This is a genomic window from Microbulbifer maximicatervae (SeqCode), from assembly GCF_052468155.1.
This window is the reverse complement of the sequence record NZ_CP174335.1, coordinates 3,067,163-3,087,217: the sequence shown is the minus strand read 5'-3', so window position 1 is coordinate 3,087,217 and position 20,055 is coordinate 3,067,163. Positions and strand designations below refer to the sequence as shown.

At 50.6% G+C, this 20,055-nt stretch carries 3 protein-coding genes; all 3 read right to left on the bottom strand.

From position 1 onward, the window contains the following. Positions 1-126 precede the first annotated feature (126 nt). The gene (locus tag ACJJIY_RS13320; RefSeq protein WP_445358065.1) at positions 127-5,319 is read right to left on the bottom strand and encodes an OmpA family protein; all 5,193 of its coding nucleotides are present in this window, start codon (positions 5,317-5,319) and stop codon (positions 127-129) included. Beyond that, the gene (locus ACJJIY_RS13315; RefSeq protein ID WP_445358064.1) at positions 5,319-18,368 is read right to left on the bottom strand and encodes an isopeptide-forming domain-containing fimbrial protein; all 13,050 of its coding nucleotides are present in this window, start codon (positions 18,366-18,368) and stop codon (positions 5,319-5,321) included. The genes ACJJIY_RS13320 and ACJJIY_RS13315 overlap by 1 nt, the downstream gene beginning before the upstream one ends. Before the next feature lie 304 nt (positions 18,369-18,672). Further along, positions 18,673-20,052 (bottom strand): AgmX/PglI C-terminal domain-containing protein, encoded by a 1,380-nt coding sequence (locus tag ACJJIY_RS13310; RefSeq protein ID WP_444925356.1) that lies wholly within the window; start codon positions 20,050-20,052, stop codon positions 18,673-18,675. Positions 20,053-20,055 lie beyond the last annotated feature (3 nt).

Below are 20,055 nucleotides of genomic sequence, written 5' to 3'. Positions count from 1 at the left end.
CTGATCAACGAGCGTGGCTAGCTAGAAGCTGCCGAGCTTCCATGAAAGTGGCAAGAGGAGTATTAGTCAAACTGGCAGTTGCAGTCTAATTTGGTACAAAGGCCCAGCTTGCACCGGGCCATAAACTCACAACTTACCAATAATATTAATAAACACCCCGTGACTGTCATAGTCCAGCTGGGTGAGGTCATCAGAGAAGTCGGTAAAGTTGTAGCCCACCCCCAACTTAAGGTGGTCGCCAACATGGCGATACAAGCCGATTAAGGCGCCGCTCTTGCTATCCTGGGCATCGGGTAAATCGAGCAGACGTGCTTCCAAGAGGAGGTCCCAGCGCTTGATAAAATGCCAATCGGCACGCAGTACATAGAGACTTGCACGGCTATCGAAAAACTCCGGGTCTTCCGTATCCATGCTCAACTGGCCCAGGCGATAGGCGTACTTGCCACCCAAAGTCCACTGTCGATTGAGATCGTAACTGGCATCTATCGAAAAGATATGACTCTTCTGGATAAATTCAGTGGAGGTATTTTCAACAGTAACCTGATCCTGAGTCGGCACATTATAGAAATAGGTGTACTTCATCAGGGTATTCAGGCGGTCATTGTTTACCGGGCGGTAGGCATAACCCATTACCGCTTCGGTGAATTTACCATCGTAGAATTCACCTTCCGAACTTTTGCTGTCTGAATAGTTGAGTTTGCCTACCAAGCGCCAGTCCGGAGTGAACTGGTAGTTGAAGGTATTTTTTAATAGCCAGGTATCGCGCTCAGTTTCCGATACAGTATTTTCGCCCGATACCGTTTCCGATATATCCGTACGGTATTCCAGCGCGGATGCGATGCGTATAGCATCCAAACCATAGCCCACATTAAAGCCCATGGCATTGCGCTCGGTCTTGGCTCCTGTATCCGGGTCTTCGAGTGTGCCCGCCTCCAGGGTAGTGCCATAGGTCCAACGGTCATTGGGGGCCAGATCCATACCCAGGGCGTGGGTCAGGCCAGTGGAAACATCACCGTGACTATAGCGCTCCTCACCGTAAATATTTAGCGTATCAGAATAGCGACTGCGGAAGCCGGTACTCATATTGCCCTTGCGTGCACGCACACCGGTATCGCTGCGCTCATTATCCAGCGCATAATTCATATATAGGCTGGTTCTGTCAGTCACCAGAAAGTCCGTACCGAGTCGGGCAGCTGTGCCAGTATCACCACCGGAAACTTCACTGTCCATTGTCAAACGGTCACTTACCCGATAAGCGCCACCAAGGCCGATGCGATTGTTCTCTTCCCGGGTACCGGTCACTTCCATCGTATTCTGAACAAAACCAAAGGCGCTCCAACTCTCACCGGAATCATAGCTCGCCTCGACAGCAACATCTGTGCGATCCCCTTCTGTCTGGGTAGCGGCGACAACTTCGGATTCATCTTCACGGCTATCATTGCGAACTGCGGAGGTGAGTCGCCAGTGATCATTAATGCGGTAGCCGAGCATCAAGTCCATGGCATTGGTTTGCAACCCCTGCTCTTCCTCTTTGGTGTCGGCTTTGATTCTTACATCAAAACTTTCGCCGATCGGCAGGTTAACGCCACCGCCATATTGAATGGTATCGCCATCCACAAATTGGCCTGGACCGGAAAAACCAGCTTCACGCTCTTGATGGTAGAAATTACCAGAGCCACGCAAACTCTCGAAGAAATCTCCCAGCTGTAAAACGCCTTCCACTTTAGTTGCACTGGCAGCAACCGTGGAATCCAGGCTTTCGTCATCAAAGGTATAGCCACCATCGAGTGAACTGACGCTATCGAGATTGCTACCCTCGCTATCGGCCATTTCAATTTTCACCCAACTACTGGCGCTTTTACGCAAAGTCAGGTCAATACCCTGCAAGGAACTCTCATTCTCATCTTCATCTTGCTGAATACTGCTGAGGCCCAATTTGACGTGATCGCCCAACCAGTAGTGGGCACGCCCACCGACAGCCAGGGTATCCATTTCTTCAAAACCGGGAGTATATTCGTAGCGTGCTACCAGGTATTGGGGATTGCCGTTGTAAGCGCCATCTTCAATGAGCAGTTCATCATTTGCCAGAGAAGATAAAGGGCTGTTAAGCAGGATACGCCCTTGGATATAGTCGATGTCGTAATCAACTACTGCGGTAAGGGTCTTAACTGCGAGCACCAGCCCGGAATCTTTATCCCGAACTTCTACTCGTAAACTTTCCGAGCCACTGGAAATGTCCTGGTGACGGAGGTAATACAGGGAACCACCGGTTCCACGATACTCATCGCGCCCTGCAATGGTTCCCGGCTCTGCTCCAAAGGCATCTATTTGAAAGCGCTTCTCACCAAAGCTGGTCATCGCATCGGTTTCAAAGTGACCGCTACCGCCGTAGAGCGTTCGGTCAATTTGGGCGAGCTCATTATCGGCGTAGTTGGCTTTGAAATTACCCCAGAGACCGTAGTCATCGTACTTGGACAATTTCACATAAAACTTGCCTGACGTGGGGGCGTCTTCAACTACGGTGGAGTCATCGCCAAACGTCGGGTAATACAAATCACTATCCAGACGGCGGAACAAGGCATCGGGAGACTTTTCCATAAAGTTGGAAAACAGATCCTCCACCGGGCCCTCTTCGGTATCTGCACTGGCCGACAGCCGCCAACCTTCCCCGAAACCACCGTTGGTGTAAAACGCCAGACGGCCATCGTAGCTTACTGAATTGTCATAGTGAGTTTCATCACCAGTAACCAGGGCCGCTGGGCCATTGGTTTTATCGTAACCCACGGTAAGGTCAGCAATACCTACAGTAAACCAGTCGTTTTTGGCAAAATCCAAATCCCGCAGGAAAAGTTCACCATTACCCTCATCATCAAGTATCGCCACTTCAACCGTATGCATGCCCGGCTCAAAAATTTGCTCGGCGATAAACTGGCCTTGACTATCGACCGGTACCGGATTGCCCGCTAACCATACGGTGTGCCCGGACGGCACCTGAGTGCCATTGACCAGTACACTGTTACCATCCAGAGGGATGTTCCGCTGGGCTAAGCGGTTCTCACCGTAGCCTACTAATAATTCCCTGCCGATATCTTCATTTTCTGCAGACTCTTCAATTTGATCTACCAACCACAGGGTCTGTTCCGTGGTCTCGTCATAGCGGCCCTTGCTGTCATAGGCACGCAGTACGTAGTGTAATTTTTTTAGAGGCGCCTGGAATTCAGAAAATTCTGCACGCCATTCCCCTTTGCCAAAGTGATCCAGCGGTACAATTGCCAGAGGTGTATCGCGCAGAGACTGTCCCTCTTCAAACAATCGCACTTCGGTACTTTTAATAAAAGAGGGATAGTTGGTATAGCTACTGAAAAATACCCGGTTCTCTGCCAGGTCGGTATCCGGGTTATCTGCGTAACGGATGGTGTTGGGCCATGCTGTCACATTCAGGCGCGGTTGCATTTTTTTATTGTCGAAGCGAAATTGAATATTCGCTTCTTGCAAGGCCACATCAGTACAGCGCTGTAAGTCCGCCGAGTTTTTATAGGGGTCGTATTCCGGGCTGCCATCGACAGTGATACGCATTAAGTTAAGTGCGTAGGGATTATTGGCTATGGCTTCACGATTAATGCGCTCGATTTCCAAGCGATCACTTTCAGTGAGAATTGCCAGTTCATCGTACAGGATTTCGACCTCAACCCTGGCGCCATCCCGCTGCTCAAAGCCATTGCTCACAACATCCGCAGATTGGACGTAGCCGCGCCCCTCAAACTCCACCTGGGTGTCTTCGAGATTCAATAATTCCTGTACCTGTGCCATAGCGCGCTGAGCGCGGGCACCGGACAGTCCCTGGTCATCGCCGTAAACCATCGCTTCGCGGCGATCCATACGCTGGTTATCGCTGTAGCCAATAAAGCTCAGACGAACATTCGCTTTATTGGAAATTTCAGCCATGGCCGCACGTATTTGTGTCAGCTGTGCCTGACTGATAATCGGATCGCCATTATCAAAACGAATCGGCGACAGTTTTCCACCGGCAGACTCATAGGCAATGGTGAGAGTTTCCGCAGCGGCAGCTTCCGGACAGGCCTGAACAGAATCTGTAGCGACTTCCAATGGGTCGTCATACCAAAATTCCACTTCTACGCGACGGTTGAGGGCTCGGCCTTTCGGCGTATCGTTGGCCGCTATTGGTTGACTTGCCCCCTTGCCACTGCTGGTGACCATGGCCGCAGGCAAATTCAGTGCAGAACCCAGGGCCTGAGCGACACGGCGGGCTTCGCTATAGGATCGCTCCTGATAAGCACTCTGTTGGGCTTCCGGATTTTCACTCACGTCCAGGGGGCGGGCGTCGGTATGACCAATAAAGTGAATAACCAGATTGTTTTTATCCGCAAGGTTGGATCGAACCTCGCGGATACGGCGAATAAAGGCTTCCGGCAATTCTGTTTGCCCGGGCTCCATCCTCAGTGGCGTCACCAGGTTTCTAAGGCGTGCCCGCTGTTCACTGCCTGCGGCATAAGTAAGCCTGCATACCGTTTCCTGGCGGCATACTTTCACCCGGTTGAGCAACAATGCTTCCGCACGGGCACGGTCCGCCATGGCTTTTTCATCCAGGGCGTCGTAGGTTACTTTTACCTGTACTCGGCGATTCTCTTCTCGACCTGCGGTAGTAATATTATCCGCTGTGGGTTCTATATCCCCACGCCCTTCAACAACAATCATTTGCTCAGGCAGTTCAAGGGCCTCTTGAAGGAAGTCCGCCACGAACTGGGCCCGCGCCAAAGTAAATTCTTCTTTGCTGGCAAAGTCTGCTACCTGTTCCCCGGTAAGGGGATCGGAATCTGTATGGCCAATAAAGTGCAACTTAAAATTAGGCGTCTCACCCAAGTCATTCAAGGTCTGGCTCAGTAACGCCACTGTCTCCAGAGGAATTTCATCCTCAACGCCATAGAACAGGATTGGATCGATAAAATCTTCCACCACAATCGGGTCCAGCGGCGCAACAAATTGAGTCGCATCCTGCAACCATTGATTTGTAGGTGCGCGCAGCAGCATACCTTCTGTATTACTGCCGATCGACTGCTCTTCGAGTTCAGATTGGGTTTCACTTTCTTCAGAACTCAGGCTCGGAATATTTTGCCAAACCTGCCACCAACTAGGCTCATCTACTTTCGCACCCGCTTCCTGGGCCTGCGCTGGAAGTGTCAATGCCAACGCGATCGCAGTGGCGAGACGGCAGTCCCGCCGAGGGAAAAAGCGGGTCGTCTTCGCGGCAGCTTTTATCGAGCAAGCTCGCTGATCACGATTCCGTTTTGCAAAGGACATCACTCCAAACCTCCTTTACCAGGAGGCGCTCCACGGCGCCAGAAAACTTCAGTTTCTATGGTCAAATCGTAGTCACCTTCACGGCTCTCCCAGTCCTGGGCGACCTGATCTTTAATTGCCTGCAGACGCTCGTCCACCAGATCCGGATCTTCATTCTCCCCAAGATAGGCAAGGCGTAAAACAGAGGGAGCTTCACTGAGTTTTTCCAACAATAAATCCATTCGGGAATGCCATTGCGGGCGCAATTCTGTTGTGCCCGGTTCAAATACCGCTTCGGCAATATCCAGGCGCACTACCCGGTGCAAGCTGGCTCCAAAGTTGAACTTCAGCATCTTGCCTCGGGTGGCTCGCAGCACACGCGGGTTTTCAGTGGTGAGACGATACCCGCTTGGCAAGCTGCGATCGTCGAGCTTGAGCACAAAATTGGAACCTCGATCCCCATTCGGCACCACTGCGCAGGTAATATGGAATCGACCATGGGAGTCCGCAGTAGCATTCAGGCCGGTAGCAGTCACCACTCGAGCACCCGGTAAACCACCCTCGCCTTCATCCTGGTAGCCATTCATATTTTTATCGTCAAACACTTTTCCGATAACATCGGTGCAGTCGAAGGTGGGATCGGGCACCACGCGCACAGTGGCAGAGGCCTCACCAGAGGCTGCCTGTCCAGAGAGCTGATTAAACATACGAGCGCGGTTCACATATTTGCCCTCGCCCACACCGGAGCCCACAACCAATAGCAATTTCAATACACGGGTTTCTTCCGCTTCCACGCGCAGATCCGACCACCTCAATTGCAGGCCCTCGCTTTCAGGCTCAACCGCTTCTCCATCAAGGCGCGCCGAGCCCGCGACATATTTGAAGCCTGCCGGGAAGTAATCTACTAGCTGTAGATCTGTCAGTGGAATTGGCAGCGTATTGCCAAAAGTAATGGTGTAAGGAACCAACTGACTGCGGGTTACATTGAGCATGGCCGCGGTTTTGGTGATGGATAGCGCCCCTTCCAACTCCGGGTCCATGGCGACATGGTTGTTGAACAGCTGGCTTTCCCCTGGAATCTGACCATCATCCAAAGTCATTCGCAGGTAGTAGTCCGTTGCCGCATCCCGCGCCTCGACATCAAGAGAGGGGTGAGAGAACGATTCCTGAACCTCACAATGATTTGCGGTCGCAGGAACCATATCGGCGTTACTGCCCAGGCAACCGGCCACATCAAAACCGGCAGTTTCGCTGTTTGTCTGAGAAGGAATTACCAGTGATTCACCACCCACATAATCCTCATCCGCGATATCCACCTGAATCAGGTAGTCCGCGTTGGATGGACAGGCTGCATCGCTGAAGTTGATATCAAACTTGTAGTAACCCCCAGACTGGGTTACCTGCCCTTGTTGTTTCTCATCATCAAAACAACGCGCAGGCAATTCCTGACCGGAACTCACCCTCAACATAGTGAGGGTGGCACCCTCAATGGCGGAGCGGGTTACTGAATCGTAAACCACGCCATTGGGTGTTAGAGGCAAATTCAAATCCTGTGGGTTCGCTCCCGAATCTACATAAATTTCACTAATGGACTGCGGGCCGTTGGTGAAATCAGAAACAGAGTTACCCAATGAAGCTGTACTTTCAGTAGCATCTGGTGCGGTGTAACGCATTTCATAGCTAAGGCCACCATAGCTATTCGGTACCAGCCCCTGGAACTGGAAGTAACCATTTTCATCAGACTGAGCTGTTTCCATCAATTCGTCATTGAAATACAGGTCTACCGCCCAATTAAGCAACAGGCTCTCATCCGTATCCAAGGCATCATTGAAATTCACATCGTGCCACAGATAACCAGCCAGGTTGGCAATGCCCGGGGTACCGCCAACGTCAATGGCAACACTGGCCTGAGCGCTGGAAGCAGGATCATTCCACTGTACTTCTGCGGTATTTAATACAGTAAAACCATAATCCAGGTTTTCTGACATCTGCGCCTGGAAACGCAGAGTAACCATCTCTCCCGGTTCCAAATCACCGTAAGTTGTGGCGTAGTCTGCAGTGATTAGCGTGTCGACAACCGTTATTCCATCGGTCTGCCCGTTGAGCATGGCCGAATCGGCGATATAGGTGAGAACTCCATCTCCAGCTATAGCCAGGTCATCGGTGATCTCAATATAAGTTGCTGGGACACCGCTGATATTTTCAACGGTTACCAGGTATTCCAATACCGCACCCGCTTCTGCGGCACCGCCACCGACAACCGCAACTTCTTTCACAATGGAGAGCAACTGGGCATCACCCACGACAACGTCAGTTGGCTGTGCACCATTGGCTGGGTTGCCATCTGCATCGGTCAGGGTAAGTGCCAACTCATCTGCTTCGACACTACCCTGGTTACTGATAACTGTGCCTGTCGGAGTGCCAGCATTCACCATTACCTCAAATGTGACAGTGGCAGTTTGACCCGAGGTAATAATGCCTTCATTGGCTCCTGGTAGCGGCGGTGTCAGGTCATCGGATGAAACCGGTAAGGCAGAATCCAACTGTGAATTACCACCACCATTATCCGCTACCAATTCACCATTCAAAATGGTGGTGCCAGCAACATAAGCAGTGTCATTTGGTACCTGATCGGTAAGCGCTACTTCGAGAGCATCTACACCACCCATATTGGTGATCGCGATGGTATAGCGAAGTACATCACCCGGATCGACAATCCCTGCGGAAATATAGTCTTCGGCAATCTCCACAGTCTTGTGGGCAATTAACAGGGGTACATCGCCAACAATATCGATCGTGGGATCATTGGGAGCATCGGTATTCGGATCATCGGAGGGCACTTCATCAAAAGTACCGCTACCCGCACCTTCACCATTTACAAACGCTTGGTTTGAAATAACGGTGCCATCATTAACGTCATTAATGGTGACATCAAAGGTGATGACCACTGCAGGTGCGCCATTGGCCGTTGCGCCGATAAAACCATCGGCTTCACCATCGGTATTAATGCTCATACCTGCAGCCAGAGGAGAGGTGCCGCTGACATCAGACAATGTGGAGCCATTCAGGGTGGTAGAGCCACTGACATAAGTTGTATTAGATGGGATCTGATCCAATATCAGGGCATTGATCGCATTCTCATTACCGGCATTTTCCGCGGTAATAGTATATCGCAGGGTATCCCCAACCATCAGCAGATCTGCATCATCAGTCATATCTGCCGACGTTTTTTCTACCACCAGTAATGGCTCTGACTCAATCAGTACTTCTGTGGGATCTTCATCACCCGCCGTATCCGGATCATCAGTGCCGTTGATGTTGGGATCATCACTGTCTTGCAGTAATTGCCCGGGAAGCTGAACCTGGGCCTGGTTGAAGACTTGGGTCCCACTATCAATAACTGCTGCCAGGGTAACTTCATAAACAATCTGGATAGAATCTCCCGCGGTACCGCTCGCCGTAAGATCCAGATTACTGACTTCCAGATAGCCACTATTCCAGGTACCGGCAGAGGCATCGATAGCACTGCTGTCACTGCCAGTCGGAGCACTTACCAACTGTAAAGTGCCCGATTCAAACAGTGCAGAATTATTTAATCGACCCAGGTCATCGGTAATCTCTACTCCGCTCACATCAACACCACTCGTATTGGTCAGAGTCAATGTGTAACGTAAAACTTCCGTGGGGCTGGCGGCAGTGGCCGGGTTTTCTCCACGGCTGATATTTTCCACAGCTTTGTAGAAAGTCACTGTCGGCACAGAGGCGCTAACTGAATAAGCATCCTCATGATCCAGCACACCGGGAGTGCCATCGGTGGGCGCCGCACGGGTGTACTGGCGAACTTCAGTGAGGCTGCTATCCCAGCTGTGCCACTGAGTAACACCAGCAATATTCGTCAGCGTATCCCCATCGACGGTGTCGGCATCCAAATAGGCATCGTAACCAATCAGCAGATGGTAATCCGCATCCAGCATTGCCACTGAACCAATGGAGGTAATTGTGAGGGTGCAGCTATCGTTATCGAATACCGCGCTAAAGTCGGAACCCTCTGCCAGGGTGGCCGTCGTGGTGCCGGCGCTGTCAGTAATTTGCGCGGTGAAATTGGCTGGGGCCGTTTCACACATTCCACCGGGATTATTATCCGGCAAAATATCGGTAACACTAATATCCCAGGCCGGGCCCGTACCAGTATTGTGCAAATCTAAAGTAAAGGTACCGCCTACACCGGACTGGACACTGGTGGGGCCAGTTTTAGTCAGGGTAATAGCCGTGGGCTCTACTACCGTCATGTCCGCCGTAGTATTGCCGCTACCCGCACCCTGCCCCGCAGAGGAATTATCATTATCGTAGTTGTAGCTGTAGCTGGCACTGGCGGCAAAATTCAAACCGTCCACATTCGGCGGGTCCATATCCAGCAGTCGCAGTGTTACATCAATAACGACTTGCTCGCCGGCAGGCACATCAATTCCGTTAGTGCTATCTGCAATACTGAGACTCGTGGAGCTGCCGTTATTTTCCGGAGTGAAAGATGCACTGCCAGATACTTTACTGGCACTGACAAATTCCAGGTCTGCAGCAGACGTAGACAGATCCATCAGCACAGTGACATCGTGAAGCGCCGTGGTCTGCACCGTTTCCGGGATGGTAATGCGATAGTTAAACGGCTCGCCAATGGAAGCTGTTAATTGGGTAACTTCAATCAACAGTGGCGCGGCATTGGGAGTATTAAATTGGACACTCACCGGAGAAGTCGGGCCATAATCCTCACGTAAATCGTCAGTGACCGCCACGGAATTCAGAGATGGCAAATCGTTATCATCAAGCGAATAATAAACTTCAACATAGGCCGCATTTTGCAGACTAAGTCCAGCCCCTAAATTAGAATCCGCTTCAACGCGATATACCATTTCCATGGACTCACCAGCGTTGATTCCGTAACCCGTACCTGCGGCAAAATTCCAAACGGCTTCGCCATTACTACTATCGAAAGTAGGCGCAACCACTGTTGCTGCGGCACCATTTACCGTGAGGGACTGGACACTGACTCCCCCTTGGCGCAGACCTAAAGGAATCACATCGCGGAATACCGGGTCATAGGCTGGTGAAGAACCATTGTTGGTAATCGTAACGGTATACTCAATCGTATCGCTGGCGGAAAGCGTGCTGCCATCTGCGGGAGTTGAGCTAATAGCTACGGCGAGGTCCGGCTGTAACAGGTCCAGTGTTTCGCTATCACTGCGGGTTTCGGCTCCTGTGGCAGCATCAAAACCAAACTCTGCAGTATTGGTCAGCGCGGTGTTCGTTGCTGGCCAGGGATGGGAATCCTCATTGAGAACCCGCACAAGGTAACGCACAACAAATTCATCGTTGCTGGTATCGTTATCACCCGTGTTGACCAGGTCGGGAATGCTCCAGGTAACCGTAGTGGCATCAGTAGAAGGATCACCAGACTGCACTGGCTCTGCAATATCGGTGTGGGTAAAGGGCGCCGCAGCCGTAAATGGTGCAGAAGTCTGGCCATTAATTGAAAGTGTGCTTACAAACACCATTCCCTGGGGCAAAGTATCGACAATAAGCCCATTGGAGGCCGTGCCCTCTGGTAGGGAGAGGTTAATCTGGTATTCAACCAAGTCGCCCACTCGCAATTGCTCGTCAGCGCTACCATAGCTGTCATCTGAACGGATTTTGCTAATTGTACTGTCATTGGCAGCATCTAGCTGAGCAGCAATATTTTCCAGCAAGTAATCATTCAGGCCGCCGCTGCCATCAGCACCGTTACGTTCATAAATACTGCTGTTATCTTCATCGAGACTGGTCCATTCCACACTGGCAGTTGCGGACAGCGCAGCTGCTGGCTGTACGCTGTCGAGTACAACTACATCGAACACCAGTTCACTGTTATCACCTGCGGTGATATCCAGATCACTATTGGCCCTATCCCAAACCAGGTTTTGTGCACTAGTAACTCCGTCACCATTCACGGTGGGATCTGCCTGGGAGGCTCCGGCAAAAGTCACGGTGCCCGGTACAAACCCAAGCCCCAGGGATAACAACTCATTAACCGAAAGATCGTAAGCTGCAGAATTTTCCGCATTACCCGCAGCACTGAGATCCAGGGTAAAACGCAGTACATCGCCCGCATCCGGATCGTTACCGGGGTTGGTTTGATTTGCGACAGAGGCAATTGCACTTATTTCTGGCTCGACGATGGTAAGTGTCGCCGCAGTACCAGTGCCTCCGGACTGCGAAGTGCCACCATCAGTCGCGGCATAAGAATAAGTCACCTCATTTTCAAAGCTGTGGCCAGCCTGGGCTGTAGCATTGTTGGCAACCCGAGCGCGAACTTCAAAAATTGCCACGGTACCGGCTGGGATAATATCGATTGCCATATCGATATTATTGCCACTGGTATTATCGGTGTAGGTAAGCCCATTAATTTCCTGCAATTGCACCAACTCCAGGCTGGGGTCTAATACATCGGAAATTTCAATATCGTATATAGCCGAGGTGGTGCCGCTACCGGGTACCTGTATCTGGTATACGACCTCGTCACCAACAGCGGCAGTAGTCGCTGTTTGCAGTGTTTTTTGTGGAGCAGTCACACTGGTCGCAACAGTGCCCATAGGATAGGGAGTGCCCAAAGTAACTGCAGAGTACTGTTCGCCATTGCTAGCTTCCAGCGACCAGAATTCATCGACGGTAAAAGTGTTAACCCAGCTTTCACCGCCACTAATATCTGTATAGAAACCGATCTCGTAACTGATTTCCAAACAGGTGCCCGCTTCGACCGGCACCAGGAAATCGAAGCCCATATCATCACCCCGTGTTGCCGGCGCACTATAGGTGTAGTCTGTTCCCTGTGTCAGCACAGTACCGTCGAGGCTCACCTGGAGATTGGCAATGGAACTCTCATCCATTTGCGTCGCTAAATCGTCAGTTAGCGATAGGTTGTAGGCGGGGGCAAGACCCGAGTTACAGGCCAGCAGGGTAAACTGCATAATATCGTTGGCCGGGTCCACATTCATATGGGAACTGGGCCAGGTAGCATCGGTCTTGGTGAGATTGTCGATCACCGGTTGCAGTACAGTAATATCGGCGCTGTCCTGCAAGGTACTGGCGGCACCGGTGTAATTTAGCTGAGCCGTATTGGTAAGAGTTGAGGTAGGCGCGGTGATTCCCGAACCCGCTACTACTTTAGCGGTGTACTCAATAACAAAGTTATTGGTATTACCGAAATTACTGGTGATATCCCCTAGATCCCAGGAAACTGTACCGGTATCGCCGGCAGTGGGAACCGAAATCGCTGAATAGGTAAAATCATTCAGGCTATCGTCGTAGGGAGCAGTGGTATCCCCGTTCACGCTGACAACAGTGTCAAATTCCAAACCACTGGGCAGCGCATCATCAATAGTTACCGCTGGTGTTGTTCCCGCCTGTAAATTCAGGGTGAGCTGGTAAGTGACAGTATCGCCAACACGCAAAGTACCCACTGCAGTTGCGGTATCTGTATCGGCAATTACTGCTTTTGTAATGCTAGTATTGTCTACCGTATTAATACTGGCTTCTGCAGGACCAACACAGTAATCATCAGGTGCGGAAATACTGGGGCATCCAGCACCGTCTCGCTCATAGGCCTGGTCATTGATACTGCCATCGTCCAGGGAGGTCCAGTCCAGCATCACACTGTTGCTGATAGGCGAACCAAAAACGCCTGTAACCTGGGTTCGGTAGGTGAGCACCAGAGTTTGACCCAGCGCTAAATCCAGACTGTTATCGCCATTGTCACGACCCCATACGAGTGGACCTGCTGGAGCTGCCGCTGGTGTGGCGACAAAGCCGGATACTGCGGTACCGCCTATTTCTGCGGTAGGTGTAAAGCTGCTATCAAAGGTCAACTCTGAAGGCAGCGTATCGACTAAATTCAGCTCATAAGCTGCGGCACTGGAGCCCGCATCATGCTCCACGGTAATAACATATTCCAGCACATCACCACCCACCGGCAGATTGCCGGGGTTGGTGGCATTACTCACTGTCTTATTAACCTCGAGTAACGGCTCTACTACCGTTACACTGGTTGTGCTGTCGTTGATATTTTCTGTGCTGCCACTTTCCCCATTGCTGTAAGTAAGCGCGGCATTATTTTGGCGATTATCACCATCATTAGTGGCGAGATCATTTTCGATGCGGGCAAAATAGGTAATTCGAATCAGCGGAGCAATTGTGCTTCCGGCCGTGTCATTTTCACTGCTGGTATCGACGGTGCCGATATCCCAGGTAGCATTTCCGGAAGTATTATCCCCCGGAAAACTGTTAAAAGCTGATTCAGATGGCGCGCTGCCATTAATAGTTTCAATACCGACAAAATCGTAAGTGATATCGTAGTCAGTATTATGAGAGAGCACATAACCCTCAGGGCTACCCAGCTGATCAGTGATAACTACATTTTCACTGATACCTTCCGGTAAACTAATCTCCAGTTGGAATTGTTTATGGGCACCGATGGTGGGGACTACCGAGGTGTCCAAATCCGTTTTAGTCAACTCTAATGAAGGTACTTCAGTCTGGGCACTGGCAGTGGTTTCATAATCATTGATAGGATCGCCGACATTGGGCAAAACACCAATACGCATGCCGTCAGCGGCACCATCAACGCCAATAGAGTTGCCACTATTAAGGGCAACATCTATACCAGGTAGGGACTGCCAGCGGGCTTCAACGGTGTTGTCCAGAATTTCATGGGGCTCAACGCCCTGCTCTACCTGGACTTCAAAAGTGAATGTTTTTGTATTGCCAACCGCAATAGTGTAATCGCTATTGCTGCGATTCCAGCTAAAGATGGGGGCATTGGTGCCCACCGTAGTGACATCGACATTATTGGGTGGATCGTTACCGCCCACATTTCCCAGGTAAATAAGATTACTGCCGGTGAGATCGTCGAGCACCTGCAAGTTGTAGGCATCGGCACTGCCAATATTTTCTGCTGTAACCGTGACTGTCAAAATATCGTCAGCATCACTATTGGTAACAGCAAAGGATTTGGTCAGCTGTATTTGTGGCTCGAGTACTGTTATTTCATGGGCATCAAATGGCACCGCCACCGCAGCACCGGACTCATCCACATAGGTAACTTGCGCAGTGGTATAGCTGCCGCCATTACCCAAAACATCGCCGTCATTGGTGTTACTGCTGTTTTCAATACGGGCAATAAACTCTACCGGAAAATCAAACAGGCTACCGGATACGGTGGTGAGTTCCTGATCACCAAAATCCCACTCAACGTAATCTGCAGTACCTGTGCTGGTACAGGTAGCATTAAAAGTACCTCCCGGTACAAAGCCAGCGGCATCGTAAGGGGAGGCACTTAAATCGATGGTCTCCCCTTCGATACAGCGCATACCTGCCGGCAATTCATCACGAATCACAAAATCTCGCAGTTTCGCTGCCGGAATCTGTGCTGTCAGTTCATAACGTACCTCTTCACCGACAACCGCTGTGTCACTGCTGGTTCCACTGGCCGTGCCGTTGGAGAACTCAAGGGCTTCCTTCGGCTCTGCCTGTACTTCAATAATCCTCATCTGTGCTTCGGCATCGTCGGACTGGTAGTGGCGCGCCCGACCGGCTGCAGGAGTGCCGTCACCGACACCATCATTGTCCGTGTCACTGTCAATTTGCGGAGAAGTCTGATTACCAAAATCGCCTTCCAAACTGTCATAGCGAGCGAAGAAAGTATTGGTAAACAGCTGCAGTGGTGCCACTGACTGGTGTGGTTTCACACGGTAATACAGAGTTACGGAGTCACCCGGGTTAATTCGCTCAAGGGCAGTGGAATGCTCATAGGAAAAAGTAATAATAGCCGGAGTGCCACCATCATTACAGTGGGTAGCTTCCGAATAGTTATTTGCACCGGAGGTAATTCCCACCAAGCCATCATCACCACTGACAGTTTCCGAACTGCCATCAGCATCGTTATCCAGGCTATCGGAATCCATCGCCTGCACACACATCTGGCCGGAAGAATCCAGGGTATCAGTTACTACAACATCGTATGCAGGAGCGCGATCAACACCGCTATCCGCAGCCCGGTTAGTCACCGTGAGACGGAAGATATAAGTCTGGTCCCGGTGCCCTTCATCGGTAAAATCCACAAAATTGCTACAGCTTGTTCCAGTGCCGTAGAGATTCTCATTACAGACTTTTTTATCGACTTCTATCGAGGGTTCAGTAACAGTGACAGATTCCGACCATTCAGTAATATCTGGGAAACCGGGGACCGTGGTTGGAACACCATCAATATTGGTCAGGGTTCCACTGGTATTGTAGTTATCTACGATAATCGTTTCAGTATCAAAAACCGCAGTAAACTGGGCGCGGGCGTAATCGATACTGTCATTTGCGTGTTGATTCGGATCAGTGTTTTCTGTATCCACTGGGTCATTCAACAAGCGGGTTGTCATATCCGCAAGGAACCAGCGATCTTTCTCAGTAATATTGGTAGTAATATCCCACTGTAAGTCCGTTTCGCTCAGAGAGTTATTCAGGCCACCGCCTTCGACAATATCACTGGTGGAAATAACCACACAATTTGCCTGAGAGGTAGGATCGGGAAGGCTGACGTCTGAACAATTTAACGCCGAATCCGCAATATAGCCCTGACCATCGGGAAGGTCATCGATAACATCAATATCCTTCACTTCAATCAAAGTGAATCCCGGTGTATCGAATCCAAACCAACCACCGGCTTGAATTTCAAAACTACACTCTTCACCAATCAATACACTGCTATTTGGGAAAGCACTTTCACTGGTCAGCTCGGTACATTCATCAGAACGGTCCTTGACCAGGTTAAAACCCATTACCCGCGCGCGCATACCATCAAGGGTGTAATTGTTGGCCAGCTGCAAGTTTGGTGTTGTTTCGGTAATTACGGCAGGGCTCGGAAAGTACAGAGGTGTACCATCATTCAGAGTGATCTCGCCGACCACATCCGCGCGAAAAGTCAGGTCATCATCGGTGGCCGAGTGATTCTTTTCAACCACAAAAATCACCCGCTCTGTATCACCGGGTCCAATTTCACCACCAAGATCACCACTGTCACAACGATACACTGTTGAGGAATCTGGCAAGTAATCCGGCTGGTTCCATACAGGGTGCTGAGGTACAGTGCCCACATTCGGGTTGCCCAACGCCGTACAGCTGCGGTCGTTAGACAATACCCTCATCGCCTCACCGAAAGTGACATACACTGAATAATCATTCGCATCGTGGCCACCATTATTGGTGATATCCACTGTTAGTTCTGAAGTGCCACTATCGCGAACAATATAGAGGGGGTGAACAGTACTAATATCCAGGTCTTCGGGATCAGGCGTAACCGATTCCGTATCTACCTGAGTGGCAGGGCTGGTTGAAGAACAAAAGTCCTCGTAATCAATAGTGAGAACATTATTTGCCAGAGCGATATTACTATTAGGATCAGTACCGGTGGTAGAAGACTCTTCCTCTACATCCAGGTCCGCATCCAGGTCATAGAAGTCGGGCTCAATCGTAACGATGCGGAAACGAATTTGAATTTCATCTCCATGTCGCATCATGTGCTCTTGGTCTGAGTATACCGAGTGAACTGTACTACTCAACAAGCGGAATTCCGGTTGGTTGTTATTAAGTGGATCCGTATCCCATTGATTCCAAGTAGAACCCACACGCCATTCCAGCGTATCGGCTTTGCCGTCATAGTCTGAGCTGTAGTTAGCGCCATGGTTATCAATACCGCGACGCTCTCGGGTAATTTCCGGTGTAAAGGTGGTATCAACCACATACTCATCGGGCAGATCGCTGACAAACTGGATATCTCTTACCGAGCCACCCGTCCGGTTATTTACGGTTATAGTGACGTAACCGGAAGCACCGAGAGGTTGATTCAAGTTGGTACCGGTAATCTCCTGGGTAATAGTGAGATCAGTTAAAACCTCAACACGCATTTCCGAAGTATCAGAACCCGGAGCCGAGGCTTCCGCAGGGCTTGAAATACCGCCCACACCCGTATCACCATCAATCTCACAACCCCACTGTAAATCTGACACTGTATTGGTGCCATTAGTGCAGGAGGTATTTACCTTACCTACCAAGTAGATATCCAGGTCGCCACCAGACGGAACGTCAGTGCGCCCTGAACCATTGGAAAAATTACCATCCAGCTCAAAGTTATTAATAGAATTACTTGCGGAAACACAGCTACTGCCACCAGGCGCAACACCATTATTATTGGCAACAGCTTCAGCGGCACTTTCACTCGGACAGGCGTAGTTGATATCCATATTGGAGTTGGACATCAAATCATCAAAACGCGCATCCTGCATATCTGCGTCACCATCATTGGAGATACGAATACGCCAGATCACATCATCTTCAATATTGCCATAGACATTATTGGTGTAGTTTGTTTGCGCCGCATCAATATTACGGCCGCGTTTGTCCATGGAGGGTTCCGGCTCGCGGATCGCCAACTCCATGCTGTGAGTATCTGTAGTGGTGGGGTAACTGCAGTAGTCAAAAGTTGCGGTAGCATTTAAGGTGCGATTATTAACAACCAGCTCTTCCTCTTCCTCATCCTGACTGCGCACATTAAAGGTAATCGTCAGCGTCGTACTTTCGTCCCGCTCAGCAAGTGCCGACAGGTCATTTTGATCCCAAGTAATCGTGGTACCACTAATAGTGGGTTCGTCCAGAACAAACCCAGAACTCACTGAAGTAGAGCCAGTCACATACTCAAGACCGGAGGACCCGAAGTTCTCCGTAATAACGATATTCTGAATGGACTGGGTACCCGATAGGCCACTGAAAATACTGGGTACATCAACTTCGATGGTTACCTGACCATCACCACATAAAACGCACCAACTTTGGCCGGAGCGGTGACTGAGAATATTGAACCCTGCAGGATCATCGGTAATAGAAGGACAGCTAGATTGAGCAAATGCCTGCGGCGCAGCTAATAGGACCACCGCACAGACCAATAAAAATCCAATAATCACAGACTTGCAGGATTTTTGCTCAACAAATTCCGACTTCATTATCACTTAACGGCCGCCACTTTCTAATACAGATATTTGGAGATAAATCGGGCATTTACACCAGACACTCCACGGTGGGCGAACTTTAATTACAACCCACTTAGGTAGCCGTGAAACAAGTCATAATTAGCCAGCTAACAAGTGGAACTTTTGTAGGGATTGCCAAGTGGTTCTCAGGCGGGCCCTCTGTGAGGGAAAATTTTGTTCAGAACGGATAACTAATAACTGAACAGGTATGACGAAAATTTCATCAGTTTGAAACGACCGGAGCCCACTATTCAGTGGGCTCCGGCCAACTATCAGCCTAGGTTGGCGGGAAGAAGTCAATCGGATAAAGAATGGTAATGGTCGGCACTCCGGCCTTTTCACCAAAGTTAAATCGTTTGACCCTAGCCACAATTTTTGCATTGAGCGACGGCGAATCCACATCACTAGAATCTACACTCACGGCAGAAACCGATCCGCTGGGTTCAATAGTAATCTTCAACACCATCTTACCTTGCAGCGCGGGATTATTACGAAGCTCACGATTGTAGATACGATACAAGGTGGCTTTGTAGCGATCGAAAACAATCTGGATTTCCTCATCTGTCCGCGACGGTCCAGCACCATCACTGAGAGGACGGTCCTCGCCGGCAAAGTCACCTTCAGTACCGATAGAACTTTCCACTCGAGCAAAGGCAACGCCACCCAAGTCCGAACCAGATCCACCCACATTGCGACTCAACTCTGCCGTATTGATACCACCACTTCCCGCGGTAGATGCTGCGATGATCAGTGAGCGCTGACTGCGGTTCTCTTTTTTACCGGCTGTGCTCAGCTGGGTTTGCTGGCCGAGGCGGTTATCCAGATCATCTTGTATCAGGTCCTGGAAGTTATCCTTAAAGGCGAGAACACCGGATCGCTCAGCTTTTTTACGCGCCTGCTTTTTCTCCGCCTTGGAGGGTTTCGGGTCCTGCTTGGCTACCTTCTGCTCAGGCTTCTTCTCCGGTTTTTTCTCCTCTTTCTTAGGCTTGGCTTTTTCTGGCTCCGGCGGTGGCTTGGGCTTGGTTTTCTTCTCAATAACCAGCTTGGCCAGGCGCTCGGGAATTTCCACTATTTGAGACTCGGGCTGGGGCACCGTATACAGAGGAATCAGGTAGCCCAGCAAGGCGGCGATAAACAGTGAGGCAAAAACACAGCGGCGAAAACGCTTTTCGTCCTCGCCTTGCTTGTGCCATGGCATCACCATAGGGCGGAACTTGGGCTGCTCGAATTCCCGTGTTATCTCGAACTCGAACTTTGACTCTTCCTCCTCGCGGCGCAGCTCATCCGCGCGCTCATCCAGCGTAAATACCTCTTCCTGGCACTCGCTTATGCTGTTCTGCAAAGCACTGCGCTCATCGCGCAGCTGCTCCAGGCTCTGATTGAAACTGCGCGTCGACTGCCCGATCCGCTCGATAACCTGCGCAGAAGCATTCTCCCGATAATCTTCCGCCCAGAACATTTCTCCCGCGCCCGCTTCTTCAAGCTTGCGCAGGCGTTCGGAAATTTCGTCGAGCAACTGGTACTTGGACCCCTGGTCCTGTAATTCAGCCAGCTTCTCTTCGATCTGGTGCCGCTCATCCTCGAGCAGCTGCATGCGATGGTGAACCGCCTCAAGCGCCTCACCTACCGCCCGCTGTTGTTGAAGAAAATTACTCACAAA

Excerpts from the sequence above, each read along its gene's own strand:
- ACJJIY_RS13320 (WP_445358065.1), bottom strand. The coding sequence starts at position 5,319 with ATGTCCTTTGCAAAACGGAATCGTGATCAGCGAGCTTGCTCGATAAAA.
- ACJJIY_RS13315 (WP_445358064.1), bottom strand. The coding sequence starts at position 18,368 with ATGAAGTCGGAATTTGTTGAGCAAAAATCCTGCAAGTCTGTGATTATT.